Source organism: Mycobacterium venezuelense, assembly GCF_054919535.1.
On record NZ_JBONDW010000012.1, the window covers coordinates 61,824 to 87,963 of the forward strand.

The window sequence follows — 26,140 nt, forward strand, 5'->3', positions numbered from 1 at the left end:
GCGTCAGCGCTTCATCCAGGACTCGACCGTGCGCCGGGTGTCGTTTATGTGCGCCTCCATACGGGCGGCAGCGAGGTCCGGTGCATTGTTCTCGATCGCCTCGAGAATGGACTCGTGGAAGTCGTTTGCGTTCGGTTCCAGCCGCCCGAAGATCGCACCGACCGGCAGCCACATTCGCCTGCGCGCATCGGCAACCGCATCAAGCAACTGGTCGTTCTGTGCAGCTTGAGCGATACCGAGATGGAAGGCCGAGTCCAGTGTCTGGAAATCCGTTGTGTGCCTGGCCGACTGATCGTCGAGCGCCGTTTGCAATGCCGCGTTCATACCGGTGAGCAGCTTGCGTAGCTCAATCAGATCCGCCGCACGGCGCCGCTCGGCGGCAAGCCTGGCGGCACCGGTTTCGACGACGACACGGTAATCGAACGCGTCGCGCACGGCTCGCTTGTTGCGACGCATTTCGCGGCGCATCTCGACCGGATCGAATTGAGGCGCCTGCACGGTGAACCCACCGCCACGTCCACGCCGTACACCGATCAGCCCTTCGCGTTCGAGCACGGCCACCGCGGTGCGTACGGTCGTCCGAGAGACGTCGAGTATGTCCGCGAGTTCCCGCTCAGTCGGTAGACGGTCACCGGGCCGAAACTGCCCAAGTTCCAAAGCACGTCGCATCTGATCGAGGACCAACTCATGGGCCGGGATCTGCCGGACCGGAACCAAAGCCGGTTTCGTCACCGCCACGCCAGCCCCCTTCTGGTGCGAACAGACTACCGCACGAGCTACTTGGAGGCGTTTGCCTTACCCAATAGACCAAAACCCGGTTCGTCCAGCGCGAGTCGAAATACCTTACGCCGCAGAGCCTTTTCCACCATCGCGAATCGATCCACCTAGGGCCGCCAGCCCGTCTCGTCCGCCCACTCCCACGCGCGCCGGTAGGCGCCATCCAGGCCGGAACCCGGGTTGGCCCGCAACCAGTCGGTGAACAACAACGCGTATTGCTGATTCGGCCACCCCGCCACCCTGAGATGGACGTTGGTGGGCCGGCCAGGATCCGCGGAGGCGTGCAGGCGGCTGCGCCACAGCGCAGCATCATCGGAATGGTCGAACGCCGCGACCGTGCTCCGGGCGTCCGACTCGACCGCATCGATGCCGTCGGCAAGCGGCAGATAGCCGACCGCCCGGAGTGCGCCGGACAGTTCATCGGCCACATCAAGGGACTCAACGGTCACTTGCACGTCGATGACGTCGGGTGCGTCGAGCCCCGGAACCGCCGTCAGCCCGACATGGTCGACGCGCACCACCCGGTGTCCACACGCCGTCTGCAACCGGGCCACGATGCGGCGTGCCTCACCGGCCCAGCCCGCATCGAACGGCACCGGCTGCAGCGGAGCGGCGACGGGCTCGCCGGCCTGGATATTGCGGGCGAACGGCAGGATGCGGTTGAACCACAGTTGTTTTGCGCGCTCCACGAGATCCGCCTGGCTGCCCGAGTTGTCCAACCAGACATCGGCCACGGCACGCCGCTGCTCGTCGGTCGCTTGGGCGGCGATACGCGCCCTGGCGTCCTCCTCGGGCATGCCGCGGTGCTCGATGAGGCGGCTGACCCGTGTTTCGACGTCGGCGTGCACGACGACGACCAACGGAAACAGCGGTGCCATCTGTGATTCGACGAGCAGCGGGATGTCCTCGACGATGACGGCGTCTCCGGGAGCGGCCTCGATCAGCTCAGTGCGGCGCTGACCGACCAGCGGGTGCACGATGCCGTTGAGCACCGCGCGTTTCTCGTCGTCACTGAACGCCACAGCCGCGAGCGCGGGCCGATTCAGCGCGCCGTCCGGCAGCAGGATCTCCTCACCGAACGCCTCGACCAGCCGTGCCAGGCCTTCGGTGCCTGGCTCGACGACCTCCCTCGCGATCACATCGCCGTCGACAACGATCCCGCCGCACTCGCTGAATGTGGCCGACACGGTTGACTTCCCGGCGCCGATACCGCCGGTTAATCCAATACGAAGCACGGCATAAGTCTCTCAGTACGGGTGAAACGAAAACTCCCCGGCTCACACAGAGCCGGGGAGTTCTCGTACTGACAGTTCTGGTTAGGCGCTGCCTGCGAGCTTCTCCCGCAGAGCGGCGAGCTGCGCGTCGCTGGCCAGCGTGCCACCACCGGTGGACTCCTCCGAGCGCGAAGACCCGTTGGACACCGGAGCGTTGGCGGCCTCCGCCTCGGCAGCGGCGAACTTCTCCATCTGCGCGGTGTGCATCTTGTGCCGGCGCTCGGCCTCGGCGTAGCGGCTCTCCCACTCTTCCCGCTGCTTGTCGAAGCCCTCGAGCCATTCGTTGGTCTCGGCGTCGAAGCCCTCGGGGAAGATGTAGTTGCCCTGATCGTCGTAGCTGTCGGCCATGCCGTACTTCGACGGGTCGAACTCGTCGGTGTAATCCTCGTTGGCCTGCTTGAGGCTCAGCGAGATGCGGCGACGCTCCAGGTCGATGTCGATGACCTTGACCATCGCGTCGTCGCCGACCTGGACCACCTGGTCGGGGACCTCGACGTGGCGCTCGGACAGCTCCGAGATGTGCACCAGACCCTCGATGCCCTCTTCGACGCGGACGAACGCACCGAACGGCACGAGCTTGGTGACCTTGCCCGGCACGATCTGGCCGATCGCATGGGTGCGGGCGAAGTGACGCCACGGGTCTTCCTGAGTCGCCTTGAGCGACAGCGAAACCCGCTCGCGGTCCATGTCGACGTCGAGCACCTCGACGGTGACCTCGTCGCCCACCTGGACAACCTCGGACGGATGGTCGATGTGCTTCCAGGACAGCTCGGAAACGTGGACCAGGCCGTCGACACCGCCGAGATCGACGAAGGCGCCGAAGTTGACGATCGAGGACACGACACCCTTGCGGATGGCGCCCTTCTGCAGCTGGTTGAGGAACTCGCTGCGCACCTCGGACTGGGTCTGCTCCAGCCAGGCGCGGCGGCTCAGCACCACGTTGTTGCGGTTCTTGTCGAGCTCGATGATCTTGGCCTCGATCTCCTTGCCGATGTACGGCTGCAGATCGCGGACACGACGCATCTCGACGAGGGACGCGGGAAGGAAGCCACGCAGGCCGATGTCGAGGATCAGGCCGCCCTTGACGACCTCGATGACGGTGCCCTTGACGGCCTCGTCCTTCTCCTTGAGTTCCTCGATGGTGCCCCAGGCGCGCTCGTACTGAGCACGCTTCTTGGACAGGATCAGGCGGCCTTCCTTGTCCTCCTTGGTGAGAACGAGGGCCTCGACCTCATCGCCCACGGAAACGACCTCGTTGGGGTCGACGTCGTGCTTGATGGAGAGTTCGCGAGAAGGAATGACACCTTCGGTCTTGTAACCGATGTCGAGGAGGACCTCGTCACGGTCAACCTTGACGATGGTTCCCTCGACGATGTCGCCATCGTTGAAGTATTTGATGGTTTTGTCGATGGCGGCGAGAAAGTCCTCAGCCGAGCCGATGTCGTTGACGGCTACTTGCGGCGAGGTGACGGAGGGACTTGGCATGTGGTGGGTTGCTCCGGACAGGTTTGATCGTAGGGACAGAAATGTTGTGCTGCTCCGGCGCGAGCGCCGGTTGTGCTGTGCTTACCTGAGGCGCCGACGAGCTCTGCACACAGGTACGTACCGAGGGTACTCGACCCGGTACACGCAGGACAAACCGCCTGCCCGGCGGGGCGCCGCAGCTACCCTTCGATCGTGGCGTACTCCCCGATGCAACACCCGGCCCCACCACCGTGGTTCCCGGTAGCCGCACCACTGCCCAGGCCGGTCCGTAAGGTCGGCGCCCCGCTGGCCGTGATCATCATCCTCGGTGTCCTCACCGGCGGATTGATCCTGCTGTTCACCGCACTGAACCCGGTCGGCGCCATCATCGGCTTCGTGCTTTCGAGCATCGCGATGACCGGCGTCGTGTTCGCCTACCTGTGGCTGGACCGCTTCGAGCCCGAACCGCCCAGGCTCCTGCTGCTGGCCTTCGGCTGGGGCGCCTCGATCGCGGTTCTGCTGTCGGTCGTGCTGAGTCTGCTCGGCGATGCGCTGTTTCCTCCTAATCCGGCCCTGCCGGAGGGGTTCGCCTCCATCGCGATCCGGGCGCCGTTGATCGAGGAGGCCGCCAAAGGGCTGTTTCTGCTGATCATGATGACCGGGCGGCGACGCAACGAACTCAACTCGCTGACCGATTGCCTGGTCTATGCCGGCATGGTCGGCATCGGTTTCGCCTGGCTCGAAGACATCATGTACATCGCCAGCGCAGATTCCGTGGCGGGATCGCTGGTCACCGCGGCGATGCGCCTCATCATGGCGCCGTTCGCGCACTCTCTGTTCACCACGATGATCGCGATCGGCGTGTACTTCGCACTGCACAGACGCGGTGTCGTGGCCAAAGCCATCTGCATTCTGCTCGGCTACCTCGCGGCGGCCTTCATCCACGGGCTGTGGAACGGTTCCTCGCTGGTGGGCGTCGAGACGTACTTCGTCGTCTACGTGGTGTGGATGGTGCCGATCTTCGCGCTTGTGATCGGACTGGCGATCTGGAGCCGCCGTCGCGAACAGCGCATCGTCGCCACCAAACTGCCTGGCATGGTGGCCGCCGGACTCATCAGCCCCAACGAAGCCACGTGGTTGGGATCGCTTCGCGCCCGGCGCGCCGCGATCGATCAGGCGACCCGTGCCGGCGGGCGGCCGGCGGGAAAGGCGGTCGCCGGATTCGCCGCCGCGGTCGTCGAGCTGGCCTTCGTGCGGGACCGCATCGACCGCGGCTTCGGCGATGCGCGGGTGTATGCGCTGCAGAACGAGGAGATCCACGCCGTGGCCGCCGCCCGGTCGCAGGCGCCGATCCTGGGATGGCTCGCCAACTACCGCGCCACGGGGCGCTGACGGGTACGACGACCCTTCAGTCGGCGCGGTCCATCGCGAAGTCAGCACAGCCCGGGCACTCCGACGCGATCGGATGTACGCAACTGACGACGTGGGAGAGGAACTGCTCAGCACGCTGCAAGCGGGATACGTCGGCTCGGATCCGGTCCTGTGTGGAGGCGATCAGCTCGATCCGGGTGTCGCGGTCGGCGGCCCGCAATGCGCGGATCTCCGCGAGCGCCAGGCCGGCGCGCTGCAGCAGGCGCACGAGTCGGGCCCGGGCAAGAAGTTCGTCGTCGTAACGACGGTGTCCGTAGGACGTGCGCAACGGGATGAGCACACCGACGTCCTCCCAGTGCCTCAACACGTGCGGTCCGACGCCCACCGCGGCGGCTGCGGCGCTGACGCTGAGGCCGTCGCTCATCTCAGCCCTTTCTCGTTGACTTCGGGTCGACCCGAAGTTTTAGCGTCGCACACATGACGCCCACCCCCGCTCGGCAACCAGCCGTCGACCCCGTGCGCCAGCCGACGTTGCGGCAATGCTGCTCGGCGTTCGCCGGGATGCCGACCGGGCTGCTGCGGCCACGCCGACCCGACCGCGACCTGTTGGGTCAACTCGTCGATGCCGGCTTGCCGCTGTCTAGCCAGACGGTCAAACTATCTGTGCTGCAACAGATTCCAAGATCGTTTCCGACAGCGGGTGTCGTGGAAGGCGTTCGCTCGATTCGCCCGATCGCGATCGCCATGACGGCATTCGTCATCGAACACCCACAGGCGCGGTTCGTGGTAGACCCGGGCATCTGCACCGATGTCAGGAGTCGGGCGGTATCGCAACTGCCCGCGATCCTTCGGGTCGCAGTGAAACCGCCCATCGCTGCGATACCGACGGCCGAATCACTGCGTGCATTCGGCGGATCCGTGGACTTCGCATTGCCGACGCACCTGCACTGGGATCACGTCTGCGGCCTGCTCGACCTGCCGTCGCTCGCCCTTCACGTCCATCAAGCGGAACTCGACTGGGCCGACACCGGTCCGATCGCCCCAGTGGGCGGCGTCCGCGACGCACTGCGCGAGCGCCCGGTCAACACCTTCCGCCTCGACGGCCCGCCGGTGCTGACGTTCGCCCGCAGCCACGACCTGTTCGGTGACGGCTCGGTGCTCATCGTCGACCTACCCGGACACACCCCGGGACACGTCGGGCTGCTCACCAACACCGTCACCGGACCCGTGTTGCTGGCCGGCGACGCCGCGTGGCACACCAAGCAGATCGACCTGATACGGCAGAAGGCCAGCTATCCGGGCGCACTGGCCGACGAACAACGCGAGGAAGCCTTCCGCACGCTGCACCGGCTCCATATGGCGCGGAACCGAGTACGGATCGTGCCCACCCACGACCACGCCGCAGCGGAACAGCTGGCCCACTAGCTGGCCCCGACCTCAACCGCCGCTAGTGCGCGGCGGCGTCCCAGCTGCGGCCGTACCCCACCGACACCTCCAACGGCACATCCAGCGGATAGGCCGCGCCCATGTGCTCACGGACCAGTTTGTCCAGCGTCTCACGTTCGCCTTCGGCGACCTCGAACAACAGCTCGTCGTGCACCTGCAGCAGCATGCGTGACTGCAGCCCGGCGTCCTTGATCGCCTTGTCGACGTTGATCATCGCCACCTTGATGATGTCGGCGGCGCTGCCCTGGATCGGCGCGTTGAGCGCGGCCCGCTCGGCGGCCTCGCGCACCTGACGGTTGCTGCTGTCGAGCTCGGGCAGGTAGCGCCGGCGGCCGAGCACGGTCGAGGTGTAGCCGTCCTTGCGGGCTTGGTCCACGACATCGCGCAGGTAGTCCCGTACCCCGCCGAATCGGTCGAAGTACTGCTCCATCTGAACCTTGGCCTCTTCGGTGGAGATCTTGAGCTGGCTGGCCAACCCATAGGCTGAGAGCCCGTACGCCAGGCCGTACGACATCGCCTTGACGCGGCGGCGCAGTTCCGGTGTGACCTCGTCGATGGGCACCGAGAAAGCGCGCGACGCCACGAACGAATGCAGGTCCTCACCGGTATTGAAAGCTTCGATGAGGCCTTCGTCGCGCGACAGATGGGCCATGATCCGCATCTCGATCTGGCTGTAGTCGGCGGTCATGAGCTCGGCGTAGCCCTCGCCGACCACGAACCCGTCGCGGATCCGGCGGCCTGCCTCGGTGCGGATCGGAATGTTCTGCAGGTTCGGCTCGGTGGACGACAGCCGGCCCGTCGCTGCGATTGTCTGGTTGAACGTCGTGTGAATGCGGCCGTCCGAGGCGACCGAGTTCAGCAGGCCGTCGACGGTAACCTTGAGCCGCGTCGCATCGCGATGCGCCAACAGGTGTTGCAGGAACGGATGACCGGTCTTGTCGAACAGTGACTGCAGCGCGTCGGCGTCGGTGGTGTACCCCGTCTTGGTGCGCTTGGTCTTGGGCATCTCCAGCTCGTCGAACAGCACGACCTGCAACTGCTTGGGTGAGCCGAGGTTGATCTGCTTGCCGATCACGCCGTAGGCCGCCTCGGCGGCGTCGCGGATCTGATCGGCGAATTCGCCCTGCAGTTCCTGCAGGTGGTCGAGATCCACCGCGATGCCCGCATGTTCCATCTCGGCCAGGACCTGCTGCACGGGAAGTTCCATCCGGCCCAGCAACGACGACGAGTCGATGCGGGCCAGTTCCTCGTCGAGGGCGTCGGCAAGGTCGAGCACCGCGCTGGCCCGCAGAATCACGGTCTGCACCGCCTGCTCGTCAACCCCGTCGGAGTCATCTAGCAGCGAAAGTTGTTGCTGCTCCGGGGTTTCCGCGCGAAGTTCGCGACGCAGGTAGCGCACCGACAGATCATCGAGGGCGAAGCTGCGCTGGCCGGGCCGCACCAGGTACGCGGCCAGCGCGGTATCAGAGGTGACGCCGCGCAGCGTCCACCCCCGCCCGGCCAGATCGTGCATCGCGAGCTTGGCCTCGTGCAGCGCCTTGGGCGGCCCCGGATCGGCCAGCCAGGATGCCAGCGCGGCCTCGTCCTCAGGTGTCAGCGTGGCGGTGTCGATGTAGCGCCCGTCGCCGTCGGCCGACACGATCGCCAACGCGGTCGCGTCGGCGTCGTAGGCCAGATGCGTGCCGACGACGGCGAGGCCGAAGCGGTTGCCGAGGCTGTGCTCGGACAGCCACGCGGCCAGTTCGCCGGGCTCCAGCGCGCGGCCGCGCACGTCGAATCCGTGCTCGACCTCGGGTTCGACGGCGACCAGCGTCTCGAACAGGCGGTCGCGCAACACCCGGAACTCCAGGTCGTCGAACAACCGGTGGATCTGGTCGCGGTTCCACGGCTGGACCCGCAGGGTGTCGGGGGTCTGCGCGAGCGGCACGTCGCGGACCAGATCGGTGAGCTCGCGGTTGAGCACCACGCTGGACAAGTTGGCCCGCAGCGCGTCGCCGACCTTGCCCTTGACCTTGTCGACGTTGTCGACCAGGGCCTGCAGCGAGCCGTACTCCACGATCCATTTGGTGGCGGTCTTCTCCCCCACGCCCGGGATACCGGGCAGGTTGTCGCTCGGGTCGCCGCGCAGGGCCGCGAAATCGGGATATTGCGCCGGGGTCAGGCCGTACTTCTCCAGCACCGCCTCAGGCGTGAACCGCGTCAGCTCACTGACGCCTTTACGCGGGTAGAGCACGGTGACGTCGTCGCTCACCAACTGCAGCGAGTCCCGGTCGCCGGTGACCACCAGCACGCGGTACCCGCCCTCCTCGGCCTGGGTGGCCAGCGTCGCGATGATGTCGTCGGCCTCGAACCCCGGTTCGGCCAGCACCGTGATGCCCAGCGCACCGAGCACCTCCTTGGTGATGTCGATCTGGCCGCGGAACTCGTCCGGCGTCGCCGAGCGGCCCTCTTTGTACTCGGGGTACTTCTCCTTGCGGAACGTCTGGCGCGAGACGTCGAAAGCCGCCGCGACGTGGGTGGGCTGCTCGTCGCGCAGCAGGTTGATCAGCATCGCGGTGAACCCGTACACCGCGTTGGTGGTCAGACCGCCCTGCGTCTTGAAATTCTCGGCAGGTAGCGCGTAGAACGCCCGGAACGCCAGCGAATTGCCGTCCAGCAGCATCAGTGTGGGCTTGTCGGTCGCTGTTTCGGCGGATGCGTTCTTCGGCTCGGTCTTGGCTGGGCTCACGGCCCACACTCTATTCGGGAGCACTGACGCGCAGGCGGCGGCGAGCCATCTCGACCAGGACGCGGGCGGCCGGGGTCATCGGACCGTGCGACCGCCACGCGAAGACCAGCCGCCCCCGAAGCTCGGGCGCGATGCGTACCGAACGCAGTCCGCCTCGGGTCGTCGCGACCGATTCCGGCAGGACTGCGACGCCAAGACCGCGCTCGGCGAGGTCGGCCAGCGCGAGTGGTGTGCTGGCCTCGAATGCGACGCGCACCTGCACCCCGGCCGCCGCGCACGCACGGTCGAACTGGTGACGGATGCCCGTGCCCACAGGCAACGCGATGATCGGACAGCCGGCGAGATCGTCGAGGCTGATGGTGCGCCGCCGACGCCACGCATGGCCGGCCCCGACGGCCGCGACGATGCGTTGATCGGTGACGACCTCTGCCTCGAGTCCGGCGGGCACGTCGCGCCCCACCGACACGATGGCCGCATCGAGGCGTCCGCTCAGCACACCCTCGATCAGCGCATCGGAGTCGTCAGTGCCCAGCGTGATGCCGACCAACGGGTGTGCAGTGTGGAATTCCGCCAGCAGGCCTGCCATGTCGAAGTCGTGGGCCGTCACGGTGCCAACGGCAATCGAACCGCGCACCAGATCTCCGAGTTCGTCGACCGCGGTGCGCGCATCCGCCACCGCGGCCAACGCCGCACGGGCATGAGGCAACGCCGCCTGCCCCGCAGCGGTCAGGCGGACGGCGCGCCGGCTGCGATCGAACAGCTGCTGGCCGAATTCCCGCTCCAGACGGCGGATTTGAGCGCTGACGGCCGGCTGGGCGACATGCACCCGCTGTGCCGCGCGGGTGAAGTTGGCCTCTTCGGCAACGGCGACGAAGTATTCGAGCTGCCGAAGTTCCATAACGCCTGATTATAGTTTCTGGACTAACCGGGTATTGGACTTATAGATCGGCGACTCTGACGCTGGGGTCATGACCGAAATACTCATCGCAGGCGCCGGCATCGGCGGGCTGACCGCTGCCCTCGCGCTGCGGGCCCGCGGGATCTCCGCAACCGTCATCGAACGCGCGCGCGACATGCGACCGCTCGGGGTCGGCATCAATCTGTTGCCGCACGCGGTCCGGGAACTGTCCGAACTCGGACTGGGCGATGCGCTGTCGGAGATCGCGGTGGCACCGGCGGCGATCAGCTACTACGACGCCAGCGGAACCCTGCTGTTTCGCGAACCACGTGGCATCGACGGTGGCTACGGCCACCCGCAGTACTCGGTCCACCGGGGCGAACTGCAGATGCTGTTGCTGTCGGCACTCGGGCCGGACCGCGTCCACACCGGCGCACGACTGATCGGGTTCGACGACGACGGCGCGCACGTCACAGTGCGGACCTCGGCCGGCGACTTCGGCGCCGCAGCGCTGATCGGAGCTGACGGCATCCATTCGGCCGTGCGCGCACGACTTCACCCGGGCGTCGATCCACTGCTGTGGTCAGGTGTGCGGATGTTCCGCGGCGCCGCGCCCGGCGAACCGTTCCTCGACGGGCACACCATGGCCATCGTCAAAGACGATGCGGCCGAACTCGTCGTCTATCGAATCGGCGGCGGGCTGACCAACTGGGTGATCCTGGTGCCCGAATCCGAACCCGGACCGCTGCCCGGTGACGCGCGGTGGAACCAGCCCGGCGACCGGTCGGAAGTGCTGGCCCACCTTGCCCGTTGGGACCTCGGCTGGCTCGATGTCGCCGATTTGATCGAGCGGACCGCAACCGTGCTCGAATACCCGATGGTCGACCGGGCCCCGCTCCCGTGGTGGGGCGCCGGACGCGTCACGTTGCTCGGCGACGCCGCCCATCCGATGTATCCCGTTGGGGCGAACGGTGGTTCGCAGGCGATCGTCGACGCCCGGGTGCTGGCCGACGAACTCGCCCGCGACATCGAAACAGGGCTGCGACGCTACGAGGACATCCGCAGGCCCGCGACCGCCGACGTGGTCGCGGCCAACCGCGCGATGCACCGCATCGGCGCGTCGCGTCCCGAGGAACTCGCCCGCGTCACCGCCGACTATCGGCGCGACACGAACGCAGATCGGAGCCTGACATGACGACCTATGTTCTTGTTCCCGGCGCCTGCCACGGCAGGTGGTACTACGACGGGCTGGCCGCGCGACTGCGTGCACACGGGCACCGCGTGCTGGCCATCACGTTGACCGGGGTGGCCGAGCGCGCCCACCTCGCGCACGCGGGCGTCAACCTGGAGACCCACATCGTCGACGTACTGGCCGAACTCGATGCGCAACAGGTGACCGACGCCGTGCTGGTCGGGCACAGCTATGGCGGCATGGTCATCACTGCCGTGGCGGATCGTCTTGCCGCCCTGGTCGATTCACTGGTGTACCTCGACGCGTTCGTGCCGGCCGACGGCGACTCGTGCTGGAATCTGGTGACCGACGACTTGCGCGGCTGGTATGCCGACGTCGACGCCACCGGGTACGGCGTGCCTCCCCTGCCGTTCTTCGACAAGCGGGCCACCGCCCACCCGCTGGCATCGTTGATGCAGCCGATCCGGTTGACCGGCGATCTGTCGAAGTTTCGGCGCCGCGTGTACGTCTATGCCACTCAGTGGGACGGCGAACCGCCGTTCGCGGCCCTGTTCGAGAAGCTGAGCCACGACCCGTCATGGACCACACATGCGCTGGACAGCACGCACAACCTGCTGGCCGGCCATACCGATGAGGTGCTGCAGATCCTGCTGGATGTCGCCTCGCGATGACCTCCCGGCAGTCGGGACAAAACTGCAACACGTTTCAGTTTCTGGGTGGATCTCGGTTAGTCTGACCGGGTGCCAGCAGCTTCTACGCAGCCCGCTATCGAAGGATGGTTCGCCGCCGACGATTCCGGCGCGACTCATCTGATCGGCGGCAAGTGCGCCCAGTGCGCCACCTATGTGTTCCCGCCACGCGAGAACAACTGCCCGAACCCGGCCTGCGACAGCGACGTGCTCGACCTTGTGCCCCTGTCGCGGCGCGGGAAGGTGTGGAGCTACACCGAGAACCGGTATCCACCACCGGCGCCCTATCCGGCGCCCGATCCCTTCGAACCGTTCGCCATCGCCGCGGTGCAATTGGCCGACGAGGGGCTGATCGTGCTCGGCAAGGTCGTGGAGGGCACCCTCGCGGCCGATCTTCAGGTCGGCATGGAGATGGAACTCACCACGATGACGCTCTACACCGACGCCGAAGGTGTCGAGCGCACCACCTACGCATGGAGGATCCCGTCATGAGCGCACCCGAACCGCTCTACATCCTCGGCGCGGGCATGCACCCGTGGGGCAAATGGGGCCGGGACTTCACCGAGTACGGCGTCGTCGCGGCGCGCGCGGCGCTCGGCGAGGCCGGGCTGGACTGGCGCCAGATCCAGTTGGTGGCCGGCGCCGACACGATCCGCAACGGCTACCCCGGCTTCATCGCGGGGTCCACCTTCGCCCAGAAGCTCGGCTGGAACGGCGTGCCGGTCTCGTCTTCGTACGCGGCGTGCGCGAGCGGCTCCCAGGCACTGCAGAGCGCCAGGGCCCAGATCTTGGCCGGGTTCTGCGACGTGGCATTGGTGATCGGCGCCGACACCACGCCGAAGGGCGCCTTCGCGCCGGTCGGCGGCGAGCGCAAGAACGATCCCGACTGGCAGCGTTTCCATCTGATCGGCGCGATGAACCCCGTGTACTTCGCGCTGCTGGCCCGGCGCCGGATGGACCTCTACGGCGCGACCGCCGAGGACTTCGCACAGGTCAAGGTGAAGAACTCGCGGCACGGTCTGCAGAACCCGAACGCCCGCTACCGCAAGGAGTCCGCGGTAGAGGACGTGCTCGCCAGCCCGGTCGTCGCCGACCCGCTGCGTCAGCTCGACATCTGCGCGACCTCCGACGGCGCGGCGGCGTTGATCGTGGCCAGCGCGGACTTCGCCCGCAAGCACCTGGGCTCGCTTGAGGGTGTGCCGTCGGTGCGCGCGATCAGCACCGTGACGCCGCGCTACCCGCAGCATCTCCCCGAATTGCCGGACATCGCAACGGATTCCACCGCGGTTGTCGAGGCGCCCGAGCGGGTGTTCAAAGATCAGATCCTCGACGCGGCGTATGCCGAGGCCGGTATCGGCCCCGAGGACGTCAGCCTGGCCGAGGTGTATGACCTGTCCACCGCGCTCGAGCTGGACTGGTATGAGCACCTCGGGCTGTGCGCGAAAGGCGAAGGGGAACAGCTGCTGCGCAGCGGCGCGACGGCGATCGGTGGCCGGGTCCCGGTCAATCCGTCCGGCGGACTCGCGTGCTTCGGTGAGGCCATCCCAGCCCAGGCCATCGCGCAGGTGTGCGAGCTGACCTGGCAGCTGAAGGGGCAAGCGACGGGCAGGCAGGTCGAAGGCGCCAAGGTCGGTGTCACGGCCAACCAGGGTCTGTTCGGCCACGGATCGTCGGTCATCGTCGCGCGCTAGATCCGTCCACGGCACGGCACCGAGTGTTGGCTTGTGTGCGAAGATCTCCCGGAATTTGACACACGAGCTCACGTTCGGCGAGACATGATCACAGTCCGAGTCAAGCCCGGCAGTCGCAAAGGCCCGCTGGTCGAGGTCGGCGACGACGGCGCGCTGACCATCTACGTGCCTGAGCGCGCGGTCGACGGCAAGGCCAATGAGGCCGTCACGAAACTGCTTGCCGCGCATCTCGGCGTGCCGCGCAGCCACGTGGAGCTGGTCTCCGGGGCGACGGCGCGAGTGAAGCGTTTCCGCATCAGTTGACCGCGACCCAGCGTGCGCAAAATGCTGCTCCAGGGCGGCGTGTCGCGGAGCAGACACGCACGCTCGCGGTGGGAGGAGAACAGGTCAGGTCTAGCCGAGGTTGCGGTTCCACTCCAGCCAGCCGACGCCGGTGCGGCCGTCGGCGGTGCGCACGGTCGCCCAGGCGCGGGGGAACTGGCTGACCTTGCCGTCGGGTGAGGTCAGCAGTACCGGTGCGTGGCCTTGGATGTCGACGGTCGCCTCGATGTCACCGGGTTGCAGCGACAGTGTGGTGGTGACGGGAAGGTCGTCCTCCCCCAGGGTGTGCTGCGCGGTCACCTTTTCCAGCTCGACGAGTGGTTCGCCCGCCCGCTGCGAATAGCCCACGCCGATCGGCGCCATGCCCGGTATCCGGATGTCGACGCCGTGCAGGTGGGTGCCGTCGTCGAGATGCAGTGCGCTCCAGACCCATTCCATCGACCACCAGTCGCGGACACCCCAGGAGTGATCACGCTGGCCAGGCACGGCCACGACACGGTAGGTCTGATCCCCCACCGTCACCGTGCCCGAGACTGTGCACGGCAGCTCGTAGCGGGGCGTGATGCGGTATTGGTACGGGGTCGCCGCGGTGGTCCAGGTGAGGTCCATCGTGACTGCCACGGGCGTCCCGTCCTCGCCGCGCAGAAGCGCCGCCGGATCTTCGTAGGACTGTCCACTGCCCGACGCGGCGACCCGGTACGTCTGAAGTGGCTCGATCGGCAGCAACGCGAGTTCGGCACCGGCACCCAGGACGCTGGAGATGTCGGCAGGCAGCGGGGCGTGAAAGTCGTTGAGCGCGATGGTCGGCAGGCCCGGACCCGACAGCAGCACGTTGATCCACGCGGTGTCCTGGTTGGGCATCAGTCCGAGGCGCACCCAGCCGCCGAATCCGGCGGCCTTGTCGACGAAATCGAAGTACCAGCTCTCGTTCCACAGTGCTTCGTCGGTGGGCTCGTGGGCGGCCTCGTCGGCGGCCGACGGAACGAGCGGCGCAGGGACCTCGGGAGGCGCGAGGATATCGAGTGCGCCGGTGTCCAGCACGTGGCTGCAGTGGCGGTCCAGCATCGTCATGAACATCTGATCGCCGCGCTCGGTGCGTTCGACGAGCATCGACGAGATGATCGCCATCATCACGCCGAAGAAACTCTGCCTGCGCACGCCGTCGCGGACCTGCTCCAGGCTCAGCGCCGGGTTCGGGCCCAGCGCGGCATGGTAGGTGCGCAACAACGCGTAGTAGTGTCCGCGGCGCCGCTCGACGGGCAGCGCACACCCGATGAAGTACGCGACATCGGTCAGCGCGGGACCCCAGGTGACCGTCTGCCAATCGACCACGGTCAGCACGCGATCCGCGCCCGGCTCACCGAACAGCATGTTGTCCATCCGGTAATCGCCGTGCACAAGGCCGAGCGGGCGCCCCGGTTCGCCCTCGGCGGCGATGTAGGCGTCGAAGCTCTCCACGAGCCGTTCGCACACCTGGCGCTGTTCGGCGGTGATCATGCCGTCGTAGCGCTCGGCGAACGCCGCGTACAAGCCCGCGATCATCGCTTGGCTGACCGGGGCATCGCGGTTGAGCCAGTCGGCCCGGCCCAGCTTCGGGTCGGCCAGTATCGGGCCGTGCACGCGGCCGAGTTCGGCCAGCGCGACTGAGGCCTGTTCGGCTGTCGCGCCGCGGATCTCGTCACCGACCGTGGCGGGTGCGGCATCACCGAGCAGCAGGTCGAACGCCCCCGTTTGGGGATCGAAGGCGGCGTGATAGCACGGCGCCACCGGCCCGGCCGGTAGGCCCGGCGCGATGTCGGTGTAGAACCGCACCTCACGTTCGTAGAGGCCGAGCGCAAGTCCGGTCTGGCGGCTGCTGGGATCGGTCGCGGCGACCTTGAGCACGACTGACGCCGGGCCGGTCCCGCCGTCTCCGTAGGTGAGCGACACGCGGTAGCACTCGCTCATCTGACCGGTGCCGATCCGTTCGTGACTGAATCCGGTGACGGGGCCCGCGCCGAGCGCGGCGGTCAGCCAGTCGCTGGTCAGGTCATCGGGACGCTCGAGCACGGCGTTCTGAGTCGGTTGCACACACGCAACTTAGCAGTGGCCGGGATCACACATGACAGGTGTCAACTAATGGTGCGCCGACCTCGCGCCGGTGTGGGTACAGGCGTCCGGCGGAGCCGCGGGCACGTCGAGCGCCGGGTTGCGGTCGAAGAAGCCGTACGGCTTGAGCCAGAAGGACACGACGTCGACGGGCATCACCGGCCAGTCCTCGGGTCGGGTGATGTGGTGGATGCCGAACACGTACCACAGCACCACGTCGGTGTTGTCGATCGACCGGTTGGCCTTGGTCCACTGCCCCAGCCCGGTGTCGGTGGCGGATTGGTTGACGAATTCCCCTGCGGGCCAACGCTCGTCGGGGTGGTTCGGGGTCACCCACAGCGTGTGGCCGATGACGTTGGCGCGCTGCAGCACGGGCGAGGCCGGATCGAACATCGGCGGAATCGCCCCGGCGGGCACCAGCTTGTAGGACGGGTGGGTGCCCAGGCCGTTGACGACGTTGGTGTTGACGATTCTCCAGGCGCGCTGCGTCGCGAAGTCGACGTCCTGCTTGCCGTCATCCTCGCTGCGCAGCGCCTGGTTGCGCACCACGAGCGACAACCCGTACGGATTGTCGGGGCCGACCGGTTCGGCGTACGACTCCGTCCGGTAAACCGTGTTGTCGGTGCCGTCGATGTCGAGGTCGAGCCGAGCGATCAGGAAGTGCTGGTGGAAAGGCGCGTAGGTCCGCTCGTCGACGAGTGTTCCGTTGGGGTTGGGTTGGCCCGGAGCCAGCGGTGTGGTCACCATGATGCCGGTGGCACGCACCTCGCATTCGATGTTGCCGTCCTGATAGAACCGCCAGTACACCAGGTACTCGTAGTTCGCGACGGTGACGTGGAACGACAGGGTCAGCCGGCGCATCCGACGTACTTCGGCGCCCGCGTCGTGGTCGACGTGCTTCCACAGCACGGCGTTGTCTTCTTCGTGGATGCAGATCGCGTTGGTGATGGTGTACGGCTCGCCCTTGCTGTTGTGCAGAACGGCGTCCAGATAACGAATTTCGCCGAGGCAGTCACATCCGAGCGCGAGCGATGTGGTCATGAAGCCCAGACCCCACTCACCGATGTCGAATGCGGTGCGCCGGTAGTGATCGACGGACGGGTCACGGTACGGCACCACCATCTCGGCGAACGACAACCGGTGCGCCACCGAACGATTCGCGTCCCCGTCACGGTATCGCACGGTGTGCAGTGTCATCCCTTCCCGGTGATTGAACCCGACCCGCAGCGACCAGTTCTGCCAGCGCAACAGGTTGCCGTCGAGGGTGAACGACGGCCCGTCCGGCTGAGTGATGTGCAGTGGCGCGATCGGCTCCCGGTTCCACGCCGACCGGATTCGCTGCGGAATGTGGTGGGGCACGTATTCGCCCATGACATCCGGCATTTCGTCACTACCGTCGTCCTCGACGCGCAGCAGCTCCATGGCGTTGAGGTCGACGACGCAGTGCAGGCCGCTGACCGGGTGCGCGTACGGGTTGGCGCCGGGCGCCGCCTTGTACCAGGTGTCGGACCAGCCGATGCGCCGGTTCCGGTACTCCGGTGGGGCGACGGCGTCGCCATAGGTCCAGGTGTCCATGAAGACGTTGTCGATATCGGTGATGCCGCGGTTGGCCAACGCGGCGATCACATCTGGATGGTGGCGCAGCATCTGATCGCACTCGGCGAATTCGTCGACGGTGAAGTTGGCCTGCACGCCGGGGATGTGCTCGAACGCTTCGACGGCGTCGCGCGTCAACGACACCACGCCCTTGTACGTGGCGTTCTCGGCTCGGTTGAGGCAGATGACCGCGGCACGCCGCGGCGGCGTCGAGCCACTTTCCTCGAAGCCGGCCAGTTCGGCTTTGGACGGCTCGGCCAGTTCCGCCGACGCGATCCGCCACCCATCTGCGACACCGTGCTCACGCCGCAATATCGCTGCCACCGCGGTGAACTCGTCGGCCGACAGCGGGTCAAGGGGATGGTCCACCCGATCACGCAACCACACCGGGCGCGCTGCCCGCAGGCGATCGCGCAGAGTCAGCGCTCGGCGAGCGTGAACCCCTCCCATGCCAGCCGGCGATCGGCATCCGGGTCGTACTCGACGCGTGGCGTGCGATCGAATACGTACACCCCGCGCGTTTCGGCGTCGTGGCGCGGCCAACCCGCACCCGGCACGCCGGTGCGGCTGAACTCGCGCCACCGCGTCTGCACGTCACGGCTCACGAACCGGGCTGACTGCCGGTCCGCAGCCGCGGTGAGCATCGAGCCGTATCGCGTCCGGTACGTGTCGAATACGGCCAGCAACTCCATGGCGTGGGTGGCGCCGAACCCCGCCCAGCGCAGGGCCCGTGGCGTGTAGTCGTAGCGATACACATAGGTGGGCGCATGACGGCTGTGCGCCTCGGCGATCTGCCACGTGGCCGAGCCGAACGCGAAGTCGCCGCCCAGCCGCACACACGCCGCGCTGTTGGGATAGCCCGGGTACGCCGCGACGATCCGCTCCCGGTGCTCCGGGTCGGCATCGGCGAACAGCTTCTCGATCATGCGCTCGTTGGTCGGGAGCAACGGCAGGAAACGGGTGAACAGCCGGCCTTCGTCGGCGTTGTTCCCGACGATCAACGGCAGTCGGTGTGCGGTTCCGTCGGCCATTGCCGCGACCGGATCGGCGGGCAGGAATTCGGTGCCGAACGTCGGGCCGACCGGGAACGCACCCGGCATGTCGGTCATGCCTCGCGAGATGAGTTGCTCAAGCGCCCTGCCCAGTTCGGCGGCGCGCGCCGTCTTGAGCGCCGCGGCCGCATCGCCGCCCGAACTGACCAGGCCCGCGAACTGGGCGGCGAGCCGGGCGGCCGCGGCAGCCGAGCTGACCATGCCGCTGGCGGGGCTCTCGGAGATCACCCGCGCGAACAGACCTTCGGCCGCAGGCACCGCCAACAGCGTGGCGACCGCCTGCGCGCCTGCGCTTTCACCGAAGATCGTGACGTTGTCGGGGTCGCCGCCGAACGCCGCGATGTTGTCTTTGACCCACTGCAATGCCAGGACCAGATCGCGCAGGAACAGATTGTCGTCGATCGGATGCTCGGGGGTGGAAAGCGACGACAATTCCATGCAGCCCAGCACCCCGAGCCGGTAGTTGACCGAGACGTAGACGCACCCGCGACGCGCCAGCGCGGCACCGTCATAGATCGGCGTTGCCGAGCTGCCGAGGATGTAGCCGCCGCCGTGCACGAAAAACATCACCGGAAGCGGACCCTCAGGCGGAGTTTGCGGCGCAACCACGTTGAGCGTCAGGCAGTCCTCGCTCATCGGCTGATACTTGCCGACCCCGACCACGGTGTACCGCCGTTGCTGCGGCGCGCAATACCCGAAGCCGTGGCAATAGCGCACCCCCGGCCATGGCTCGGCCGGTTGCGGCGCGCGCAACCGCAAGGGCCCTACCGGAGGCCGCGCGTAGGGAATGGAACGCCAGCGGTTTACGCCGTCGCGCGTGAAGCCCTCGACGATTCCGGTGCTGATCTGCGCGCGGACGGTCCGTTCGTGCATCACTCGACGGTAGCGAACATCGCTCGCGTACGACGCGCCTGGTCGGTGCACCCGAGCTCGACCGCTAGCCTGGCGGGATGCGCATTGCTGTGATCATCGCGGCGTCTGTGCTGTTGGCAGCGTGCTCGTCGGGTCGGGAAGCCGAACCGACGTCGCAACCCCGGTTGTCGGTGCCGACCGCTACGACGCAACCGAGCGCCAAACCGACACCGACGACGACGTCGCCGCTGCCCACCACCGCGCCGGCTGCGGGAACCCCGATGCCGCAGGTGATCAAGTGGGTGGAGGCCGGAAAGCCGGCCGACGTCGCGGGCTTCCACACCGCAACGCGTGACGGCGAAACCACCGATCTCGGCGAGGACATCGCGTTCGTGGCCGCGGGCACGCGGTGTGCGACCGACAAACTGGTGGGTGGCCAACTGTCCTGCCTCGTCGAAGCCGACGGGCTGCCCGACAAGCCGTCGGACGTCGAGGGGAACTGGGTCGCGGGCTGGGTGGACTTCGCGGGCCCGACGGTGGACATCGGCTCGCTGCACGGCGATCCGGGCCGATTCACGTACGGCGACGGCGCCGAGCTCCCGGCCGGGCAGTCGCTCGGGTTCGGCGACTACCGGTGCCGCGCGGATGCCACTGCTCTCCTGTGCGTCAATTACGCACACCAGTCGGGGGTCCGGTTCAGCGGCGCGGGTGTCGAGCCGCTCGGCTGCCTGAAGCCTGGCCCGCCGCCGGTAGGGGTGGGTAGGCAGTTCAGCTGCCCGCCGGACTAGGCGACCCCTTTGCGTTTGAGGATCGGCAGCACGCCTTCGGCGAACCAGTATGCCTCTTCGAGATGCGGGTAGCCGGACAGGATGAACTCGTCGAAACCGAGTGAGTGGTACTCGTAGATGAGGTTGGCGACCTCCTCGTGGCTGCCGACCAGCGCGGTGCCCGCGCCGCCACGGACCAGGCCGACGCCGGCCCACAGGTTGGGGTAGATCTCGAGCTGGTCCACCCGGCCACCGTGCAGCGCCGTCATGCGGCGCTGGCCTTCCGACTCCGACTTGGCATGCAGTGCAGTGGCTTTGGCGATCTGCTCTGGGCTGAGTTCGGCCAGCAGCTCGTCGGCCACGGCCCACGCCGCCGCCGAGGTGTCACGTGAGATCGTGTGCAGCCGGACGCCGAACCGTACGGTGCGCCCGCGCTGTGCGGCCAATTCGCGGACCTGTGCGACCTTGGCAGCGGCGGCCTGCGGCGGTTCACCCCAGGTGAGATAGACGTCGACGTGCTCGGCGGCGATCGGCAATGCGGCTGACGACGAACCGCCGAAGTAGATCTGCGGCAACGGGTCCGGCGCCGCCGACACCCTGGCGTCGGCCACCGAGTAGTACTCGCCCTTGTAGGTCAGGGATTCGTCCGGCCCTTGGCGCCACAGCGAATTCACGATGTGGAGAAACTCCCCGGTGCGCGAGTACCGCTCGTCGTGGCTGAGCCAATCGCCGAACCGGCGTTGCTCGACGTTGTCGCCGCCACTGACGATGTTGAGCAGCACACGCCCCTCGGAGAACCGCTGCAGCGTCGCGGCTTGCTGCGCGGCGAGCGTCGGCGGAACCAACCCGGGCCGAAACGCCACAAGGAACTTGAGCCGCTCGGTCTCGGCGAGCAGCGCCGAAGCGGTCAACCACGCGTCCTCGCACCAGGTTCCGGTCGGGGTGAGTACCCCTTCGTAGCCGAGACGGTCGGCGGCACGGGCGATTTCTGCGAGGTAGCGACGGCTCGGCGCACGATAGTTGTCCGGGATGGTGTGATGCGTGGAGGCGTGCGACGCCCCGACGATCGAGCGGCTGTCGCCGTTGGTGGGCAGGAACCAGAAGAATCGAGCGGATGGCTGGACAGTCACGGACATCCCCTTCTTAGTTGCGGTTGAGGTAGAAGGGCCGCAGCTGATCGGCGAAGCGGCGGTCCACCCAGTTGGCGAAGTCGGGTGCGGCGGCTATCTGCCCCGATTCGGCGAACAGGTCGGCCATTTCCTGTTCGGACGCGATGAGCTGATCGGACAGGTCGGTCGGCAACCGCAGGCTGCGGCCCTGCGCGACGGCTGCCACGGCGGGGTCGAGCCCAACCTCCGCGGCGTAGCGTTGCACCCACTGGTCGCGATGATCGTTGGCCCATCGCACGGCCTTCGCGTAACGCACCAACAAATCGGCGAGCGCGGTGTTGCGTTTCGGATCGGCCAGCGCCGCGTCCGACGCAACCCCGAATCCCGCGCCGTTGGTGACGCCCGTCGCGCGCGCGATGCTGCGTACCGGCAGCTCCTTCTCGGCCTGCGCGGTATAGGGATCCCACACCGCCCAGACGTCGACCCGGCGCTGCGTGAAGGCCGACAGCGCATCGGCGGGTTGCAGGAACACCAGCTTGACATCGGCCGGGCTGAGGCCGGCGCGACTCAGCTGAACGAGCGTATGCCCGTGCGCTGAACTGCCTTTCGCGATCGCGATGCTCTTGCCGCGCAGATCGGCGACAGTCTGGATCGGCGAGTCGGCGTGGACAAGGATCTGGTCGCCGTAACCGCCGCCGTCGTATGCCGACACCACCTTGACCTTGGCGTTCGACGCCGCGCCGAATATCGGAGGGGTGTTTCCGGTGATCGCGAAGTCGATCTTGCCCGCGGTGGCCGCCTCGATCTGCGGTGGCCCCGACGTGAACGTGGAGAACGCCACGCGATAGGGCAGATCGTCCAGCGCGCCCGCCGCTCGCAGCAGCGCTTCGGTACCACCCTTCTGGTCCCCGATCTGCAGTGTCACCCCGGCGAGTTCCGCGAGCGGCACCGCCGCGGGAGCCTGTTGTGGAGCCGAATTGTCTTGGCGGGAAACGCAACCCGCGAGCAATCCGGCGACAAGCAGCAGCGCCGCGACCATGCGACTGGATTTCAACATCCCCGTTCTCCTCATCTCAGAGCGCGACACCGAGACTGTCGAGCAACTCGGCCCGGTAGCGTTCGGTGTTCGCGGAGGGATCGCCCGGTGATCGGCGCGTGTCGGTGATGTCGAGCGTGTGCACCACCCGGCCTTCCTCCAACACCAGAACGCGGTCGGCAAGTGCAACCGCCTCGTCGACGTCGTGGGTGACCAGCAACACGCCGAAGCCGTGCTCGCGCCACAGGTCCAGCAACAGCTTGCGCATGCTCAGCCGGGTCAGCGCGTCGAGCGCGCCGAACGGCTCGTCGAGCAGCAGCAACTCCGGCTCGGCGACCAGGGCCCTGGCCAGCGACACCCGTTGAGCCTGGCCGCCGGACAACGTCAACGGCCATGCGCCGGCTCGATCGGCCAAGCCCACGTCGGCCAGGGCCCGCTCGGCCCGGGCCAACGCCTGTCCGCGCGAGAGCCGGCTTCGGGTCAGGCCGTAGGCAACGTTCGTCCGGACGTCTCGCCACGGGAACAGCCTCGGTTCCTGAAAGGCGAGCGCCGGCGCACCCGACACCACGCGCTCCCCCGTGTGGTCGGTGGACAATCCCGCAAGTACACGCAAAACCGTCGACTTGCCGGATCCGCTGCGTCCGATCAACGCGACGATCTCACCGCTGCCGATGCGCACCGACACGTCGCCGAGCACATGGTGATCGCCGTACCACTTGTTCACGCCGCGCAGTTCGCCTGCGATCTTGGTCGTTCGGTCCGAAATGACGGTCATGCGCGATACCTCAGGGCTCGACGTTCCAGCATGCGGACAATGGCATCGGTACCGATACCCAACAGCGCATAGACAATCAGCCCGAAGATGATGATGTCGATGCGCAGGAAATCGCGGGCGTTGTTGATCAGGAAGCCGATCCCTTTGTCGGCGTTGATCTGCTCGGCGACGATCAGAGTCAACCAGGCGATCGCGAGTGACTGCCGGAACCCGACGAGCACCTGGGGTGCCGCACTGGGCACGATGATGGTGCGGAACCGCTGCCAGAACGAAAAGCCCAGTACCTGAGCGGTTTCGAACAGCTTGGGGTCGACCTGCCGAATCGCCGAGAAGGTGTTCAGGTAGAGCGGGAAGCTCACGCCCAACGCCACCAGCAGCACTTTGGGCAGCTCACCAATGCCGAACCACAGGATGAACAGCGGAATGAGGCCCAGGTGTGGCAGCGCCCGGATCATCTGCATCGGCGGATCGACCGTGGCCTCAAACCAACGGGACAGTCCCACAGCCGTTCCCAGCGCGACACCGACCACCCCACCGAGCAACAGCCCCACGATCACCCGCATCCCGGACACCTGTAACGCGTCGGCGAGCTGCCCGTTGCGGATGAGCTCGATCCCGGCCTCCAGGATCAACGACGGGGCGGGCAGGACGTCCTGCGATATCAGTCCGACCGCGCTGCCCAACTGCCACAGCGCAAGCAGGACAACTGGTGAGATCAGCCGGATGGCGCCCCATTTGCGTTCGCCTGACCGGCGATTGGCGACGGTGGTCGCCGGGGCGGCCGATTCGGTGGGACTGGTCACGGTGAATCGACGCTACGCACCCCGCATACCGCCGGTAATGATTGAAATCGGCCTGAGTGAAATCGAATCCACCGCCGACACGCCACGGCCGATACAGCAATCCCCGCCGGAATCGTTCCGGCGGGGATTACTCAGTACGGCAACGTTACTCAGCCGAAGCGGGTGTTCCCCGTGACGAGTGAGGCGACCACGTCATGGCCGTTGATCTTCGAGGTGAACGTCCCGTTCTGCAACCGCACCAGCTGCTGGGCCTGCTGCAACTTGCGCTTGTTGCGCACCTGGGACTGGAACTGCTGGGCGTTGAGCTGTTGCAGCTCAGCCTGTTCGAAGTCGCGCCCGCTGATGCCGCCGTTGAACTGGACGCCGACCGCCGAGCCGTCGGGACGCACGACCCACGATGCGCGCACGCCCTGGTAGTCGGCGGTGTACATGCCTGCGGGGTCGGCCACGGCGGCCGCGGTGAACTTGTAGTTCACGCCGTTCATCGTCAGGTCGCCCTTGGCGTCGGTTGCGGTGAAGTCCGCCTTGAGCGTGTCGCGGAACTTCGAGGTGATGTCGATGTTGCCGCCGGTCTGGTTTCCGAAGAACCAGGCCTCGTCGTCCACGCCGTTGCAGGCGTAGGCCGTGACGTTGTTGCCGTCGACGGAGATGCCGATGGTCATCTTCTTGCCCTCGGACTCCATGTCGGCCATGTAGCGGACGGATGCGGGAAGGGGTGCGGGGGTCGCGGCGGCAGAGGTGGTGGCCGGTGCCGCCGATCCAGACGTTCCGGCGTCGGTCGACGATCCGCCGGAGCAGGCGGGGATGGCGCCGAGGGCGATCATCGCACTGACGCCCACAAGCAGGTTGCGCAGGTGTTTTCTCATGTCACCAGCATGTATGGCGACGCCGTGAAGCACATGAAGAATGTATGGAGATTCCATGGAGAACCGAGGCGAACCGCGTTCGTCAGTCCGCGAGGAACGCCTCGACCTCGGCGCAGAAGACCGGCCAGGCCGGTTCGGTGGCCGTCAGCAGGTGATTGTTGCTCGCCAGGGCGACCAGCCTGGAGTCGTCGATCAAGCTCGCCAGTTCCTCGCCGAACTGCATCGGCACCCGGTGGTCCTCGCGGGAGTGCATGATCAGCGTCGGGCAACGCACCTCGCTCGCCTCATCCCGCACATCGATGCGGGCGAACTCCTCCAGGAAGCGCACCGCATTCTCCGGCGAGGTCGTGCGGCGCTGCAGCTGATCGAACGCCGCCCAGTCGGCGCGCGTGCCGTCCGGTAGGAACTGCGCGGCGAACACCTGGCGGAATGCCGGATCGTCACGTCCCCAACCGACGCGGGCCAGGTCGAGATCCAGTGCGGCGGCTCGTTTCTCCTCGTCGCCCACGGCGCGAACGGCGCGCCCCCTTGCGTAAGCGCCGCACAGCACGAGCCTGCTGACCCGCTCGGGATGGCGTGCGGCATACGCCACCGCCACCGCGCCGCCTTGCGAGACACCCAGCAGCGGAAAACGCTCCAGTCCGAGCGCCTCGACGACCGATTCCAGATCGGCCACCCAGTCCTCGAAGGAGAAGTCCCTGGCTTCCCAGTCGGACAAGCCGCAGCCGCGTTCGTCGTAGCGAATGAACGTGTGGTTGCGCGACAGATCGCGCACCCAGTGGCTCCACACCGGGCTTTCGATGTCGTACCCGAGATGGGTCATCCAGTTCGCCGCTCGCACGAGCGGCGGGCCCTCCCCCGCTACGGCGTACGCCAACCGGACCCCGTCGGCAGCGCGGCAGAACGCTATGTGCTGGCGCGGTGGCGGCTCCGGGTTGATCTGTTGCGGCGCAACGGGCTGCGCGGGCTGGTCCTCAGGTGCGGCGATCGTGCCGACGAACTGGTAGCCCCGGCCGCGGACGGTACGGATGTAGCGCTGCGACTCACCGTCGTCGCCAAGCGCGCGACGCGCCGCCTTGATGCGGCTCGTCAGTGCCGCTTCCCCGACGAAGCGCCCGCCCCACACAGAGTCGAAGAGTTCCTCTTTGCTCACGAAACGGTCGTGATGGCTGATCAGTTGGGTGAGGACGTCGAACACCTGAGGTTCGACCCGGATCACCTCGTCGTCACGGCGCAACTCGTAACGACCGGTATCGAGGACGAAGTCGTCGAATCGCCAGGTACGGGTCGTTTCAGTGCGTTCAGGATCGGATGTGGCGGCCACCGACGCAATCGTAGGGCCCCG

23 protein-coding genes are annotated in these 26,140 nt (G+C 67.1%); 8 read left to right on the forward strand and 15 right to left on the reverse strand.

The window, feature by feature from the left end:
* Positions 1–3 precede the first annotated feature (3 nt).
* From ACRCUN_RS20120 to rpsA, 3 genes are all read right to left on the reverse strand, one after another.
* Entirely contained in the window at positions 4–738 is a 735-nt protein-coding gene (locus tag ACRCUN_RS20120; RefSeq protein WP_462143392.1) for a FadR/GntR family transcriptional regulator, read from the reverse strand.
* Positions 739–884: 146 nt separating this feature from the next.
* Entirely contained in the window at positions 885–2,012 is a 1,128-nt protein-coding gene (coaE, locus tag ACRCUN_RS20125) for a dephospho-CoA kinase (RefSeq protein ID WP_462143393.1), read from the reverse strand.
* Between the two features lie 81 nt (positions 2,013–2,093).
* Positions 2,094–3,536, reverse strand: coding sequence for a 30S ribosomal protein S1 (gene rpsA / locus ACRCUN_RS20130; protein ID WP_462143394.1), 1,443 nt, complete (start codon positions 3,534–3,536; stop codon positions 2,094–2,096).
* A gap of 207 nt (positions 3,537–3,743) precedes the next feature.
* Here rpsA and ACRCUN_RS20135 point away from each other — a divergent pair, with 207 nt between their 5' ends.
* Positions 3,744–4,907, forward strand: coding sequence for a PrsW family intramembrane metalloprotease (locus tag ACRCUN_RS20135; protein ID WP_462143504.1), 1,164 nt, complete (start codon positions 3,744–3,746; stop codon positions 4,905–4,907).
* A 16-nt stretch (positions 4,908–4,923) separates the two neighbouring features.
* Here the strand turns inward: ACRCUN_RS20135 and ACRCUN_RS20140 are convergent, their stop codons facing one another.
* Entirely contained in the window at positions 4,924–5,310 is a 387-nt protein-coding gene (locus ACRCUN_RS20140) for a helix-turn-helix domain-containing protein (protein WP_462143395.1), read from the reverse strand.
* 53 nt (positions 5,311–5,363) lie between these two features.
* On the opposite strand from ACRCUN_RS20140, the gene ACRCUN_RS20145 reads away from it, so the two are divergent.
* Positions 5,364–6,311: an MBL fold metallo-hydrolase gene (locus tag ACRCUN_RS20145; RefSeq protein ID WP_462143396.1), complete on the forward strand. Its 948-nt coding sequence runs from the start codon at positions 5,364–5,366 to the stop codon at positions 6,309–6,311.
* A 22-nt stretch (positions 6,312–6,333) separates the two neighbouring features.
* Here the strand turns inward: ACRCUN_RS20145 and polA are convergent, their stop codons facing one another.
* Positions 6,334–8,994 (reverse strand): DNA polymerase I, encoded by a 2,661-nt coding sequence (gene polA, locus ACRCUN_RS20150; protein ID WP_462143505.1) that lies wholly within the window; start codon positions 8,992–8,994, stop codon positions 6,334–6,336.
* Between the two features lie 76 nt (positions 8,995–9,070).
* The gene (locus ACRCUN_RS20155; RefSeq protein ID WP_462143397.1) at positions 9,071–9,958 is read right to left on the reverse strand and encodes a LysR substrate-binding domain-containing protein; all 888 of its coding nucleotides are present in this window, start codon (positions 9,956–9,958) and stop codon (positions 9,071–9,073) included.
* Between the two features lie 70 nt (positions 9,959–10,028).
* On the opposite strand from ACRCUN_RS20155, the gene ACRCUN_RS20160 reads away from it, so the two are divergent.
* The 5 genes from ACRCUN_RS20160 (at position 10,029) to ACRCUN_RS20180 (ending at position 13,833) form a co-directional block, all read left to right on the forward strand.
* Positions 10,029–11,153, forward strand: a complete 1,125-nt coding sequence (locus ACRCUN_RS20160; RefSeq protein WP_462143398.1) for an FAD-dependent monooxygenase — start codon at positions 10,029–10,031, stop codon at positions 11,151–11,153.
* A complete protein-coding gene (locus tag ACRCUN_RS20165) occupies positions 11,150–11,821 on the forward strand; it encodes an alpha/beta fold hydrolase (RefSeq protein WP_462143399.1) in 672 nt (223 codons plus the stop codon). Before ACRCUN_RS20160 ends, ACRCUN_RS20165 begins: the two co-directional genes overlap by 4 nt.
* A gap of 69 nt (positions 11,822–11,890) precedes the next feature.
* Positions 11,891–12,331: a Zn-ribbon domain-containing OB-fold protein gene (locus ACRCUN_RS20170; protein WP_462143400.1), complete on the forward strand. Its 441-nt coding sequence runs from the start codon at positions 11,891–11,893 to the stop codon at positions 12,329–12,331.
* A complete protein-coding gene (locus ACRCUN_RS20175; RefSeq protein ID WP_462143401.1) occupies positions 12,328–13,530 on the forward strand; it encodes a lipid-transfer protein in 1,203 nt (400 codons plus the stop codon). Before ACRCUN_RS20170 ends, ACRCUN_RS20175 begins: the two co-directional genes overlap by 4 nt.
* Positions 13,531–13,614: 84 nt before the next feature.
* Positions 13,615–13,833 (forward strand): DUF167 domain-containing protein, encoded by a 219-nt coding sequence (locus ACRCUN_RS20180; protein WP_462143402.1) that lies wholly within the window; start codon positions 13,615–13,617, stop codon positions 13,831–13,833.
* Positions 13,834–13,923: 90 nt separating this feature from the next.
* Here the strand turns inward: ACRCUN_RS20180 and ACRCUN_RS20185 are convergent, their stop codons facing one another.
* Genes ACRCUN_RS20185 through ACRCUN_RS20195 form a run of 3 tightly spaced genes read right to left on the reverse strand, consistent with a single transcriptional unit; the run spans position 13,924 to position 19,460 of the window.
* On the reverse strand, positions 13,924–15,921 hold the full coding sequence (locus tag ACRCUN_RS20185) for a DUF7064 domain-containing protein (protein ID WP_462143403.1): 1,998 nt from the start codon (positions 15,919–15,921) through the stop codon (positions 13,924–13,926).
* 45 nt (positions 15,922–15,966) lie between these two features.
* A complete protein-coding gene (locus ACRCUN_RS20190) occupies positions 15,967–17,922 on the reverse strand; it encodes a primary-amine oxidase (protein WP_462143506.1) in 1,956 nt (651 codons plus the stop codon).
* A gap of 32 nt (positions 17,923–17,954) precedes the next feature.
* Positions 17,955–19,460 carry a carboxylesterase/lipase family protein gene (locus tag ACRCUN_RS20195; protein ID WP_462143404.1) on the reverse strand — a complete coding sequence of 502 codons (1,506 nt, stop codon included), beginning with the start codon at positions 19,458–19,460 and terminating at the stop codon, positions 17,955–17,957.
* Between the two features lie 77 nt (positions 19,461–19,537).
* Between ACRCUN_RS20195 and ACRCUN_RS20200 the strand changes: the two genes are divergently transcribed.
* Positions 19,538–20,227, forward strand: coding sequence for a hypothetical protein (locus tag ACRCUN_RS20200; protein WP_462143405.1), 690 nt, complete (start codon positions 19,538–19,540; stop codon positions 20,225–20,227).
* On the opposite strand, the gene ACRCUN_RS20205 is transcribed toward ACRCUN_RS20200, so the two are convergent.
* From ACRCUN_RS20205 to ACRCUN_RS20230, 6 genes are all read right to left on the reverse strand, one after another.
* Positions 20,224–21,336, reverse strand: coding sequence for an LLM class flavin-dependent oxidoreductase (locus ACRCUN_RS20205; RefSeq protein WP_462143406.1), 1,113 nt, complete (start codon positions 21,334–21,336; stop codon positions 20,224–20,226). The two genes, ACRCUN_RS20200 and ACRCUN_RS20205, sit on opposite strands and share 4 nt — an antisense overlap.
* A 13-nt stretch (positions 21,337–21,349) precedes the next feature.
* Positions 21,350–22,372 carry an ABC transporter substrate-binding protein gene (locus ACRCUN_RS20210; protein WP_462143407.1) on the reverse strand — a complete coding sequence of 341 codons (1,023 nt, stop codon included), beginning with the start codon at positions 22,370–22,372 and terminating at the stop codon, positions 21,350–21,352.
* 16 nt (positions 22,373–22,388) lie between these two features.
* The gene (locus ACRCUN_RS20215; RefSeq protein WP_462143408.1) at positions 22,389–23,126 is read right to left on the reverse strand and encodes an ABC transporter ATP-binding protein; all 738 of its coding nucleotides are present in this window, start codon (positions 23,124–23,126) and stop codon (positions 22,389–22,391) included.
* Positions 23,123–23,929 (reverse strand): ABC transporter permease, encoded by an 807-nt coding sequence (locus ACRCUN_RS20220; RefSeq protein ID WP_462143409.1) that lies wholly within the window; start codon positions 23,927–23,929, stop codon positions 23,123–23,125. Before ACRCUN_RS20220 ends, ACRCUN_RS20215 begins: the two co-directional genes overlap by 4 nt.
* A gap of 149 nt (positions 23,930–24,078) precedes the next feature.
* On the reverse strand, positions 24,079–24,795 hold the full coding sequence (locus ACRCUN_RS20225; RefSeq protein ID WP_462143410.1) for a hypothetical protein: 717 nt from the start codon (positions 24,793–24,795) through the stop codon (positions 24,079–24,081).
* A gap of 82 nt (positions 24,796–24,877) precedes the next feature.
* Complete coding sequence (locus ACRCUN_RS20230; RefSeq protein WP_462143411.1) at positions 24,878–26,119, reverse strand: alpha/beta hydrolase; 1,242 nt, start codon at positions 26,117–26,119, stop codon at positions 24,878–24,880.
* Positions 26,120–26,140: the final 21 nt, after the last annotated feature.

Coding starts and splice junctions, on each gene's coding strand:
- rpsA (WP_462143394.1), bottom strand. CDS start 3,536: ATGCCAAGTCCCTCCGTCACCTCGCCGCAAGTAGCCGTCAACGACATC.
- ACRCUN_RS20135 (WP_462143504.1), top strand. CDS start 3,744: ATGCAACACCCGGCCCCACCACCGTGGTTCCCGGTAGCCGCACCACTG.
- ACRCUN_RS20140 (WP_462143395.1), bottom strand. CDS start 5,310: ATGAGCGACGGCCTCAGCGTCAGCGCCGCAGCCGCCGCGGTGGGCGTC.
- ACRCUN_RS20145 (WP_462143396.1), top strand. CDS start 5,364: ATGACGCCCACCCCCGCTCGGCAACCAGCCGTCGACCCCGTGCGCCAG.
- polA (WP_462143505.1), bottom strand. CDS start 8,994: ATGCTGCTGGACGGCAATTCGCTGGCGTTCCGGGCGTTCTACGCGCTA.
- ACRCUN_RS20155 (WP_462143397.1), bottom strand. CDS start 9,958: ATGGAACTTCGGCAGCTCGAATACTTCGTCGCCGTTGCCGAAGAGGCC.
- ACRCUN_RS20160 (WP_462143398.1), top strand. CDS start 10,029: ATGACCGAAATACTCATCGCAGGCGCCGGCATCGGCGGGCTGACCGCT.
- ACRCUN_RS20165 (WP_462143399.1), top strand. CDS start 11,150: ATGACGACCTATGTTCTTGTTCCCGGCGCCTGCCACGGCAGGTGGTAC.
- ACRCUN_RS20175 (WP_462143401.1), top strand. CDS start 12,328: ATGAGCGCACCCGAACCGCTCTACATCCTCGGCGCGGGCATGCACCCG.
- ACRCUN_RS20180 (WP_462143402.1), top strand. CDS start 13,615: ATGATCACAGTCCGAGTCAAGCCCGGCAGTCGCAAAGGCCCGCTGGTC.
- ACRCUN_RS20195 (WP_462143404.1), bottom strand. CDS start 19,460: ATGCACGAACGGACCGTCCGCGCGCAGATCAGCACCGGAATCGTCGAG.
- ACRCUN_RS20200 (WP_462143405.1), top strand. CDS start 19,538: ATGCGCATTGCTGTGATCATCGCGGCGTCTGTGCTGTTGGCAGCGTGC.
- ACRCUN_RS20210 (WP_462143407.1), bottom strand. CDS start 22,372: ATGTTGAAATCCAGTCGCATGGTCGCGGCGCTGCTGCTTGTCGCCGGA.
- ACRCUN_RS20215 (WP_462143408.1), bottom strand. CDS start 23,126: ATGACCGTCATTTCGGACCGAACGACCAAGATCGCAGGCGAACTGCGC.
- ACRCUN_RS20225 (WP_462143410.1), bottom strand. CDS start 24,795: ATGAGAAAACACCTGCGCAACCTGCTTGTGGGCGTCAGTGCGATGATC.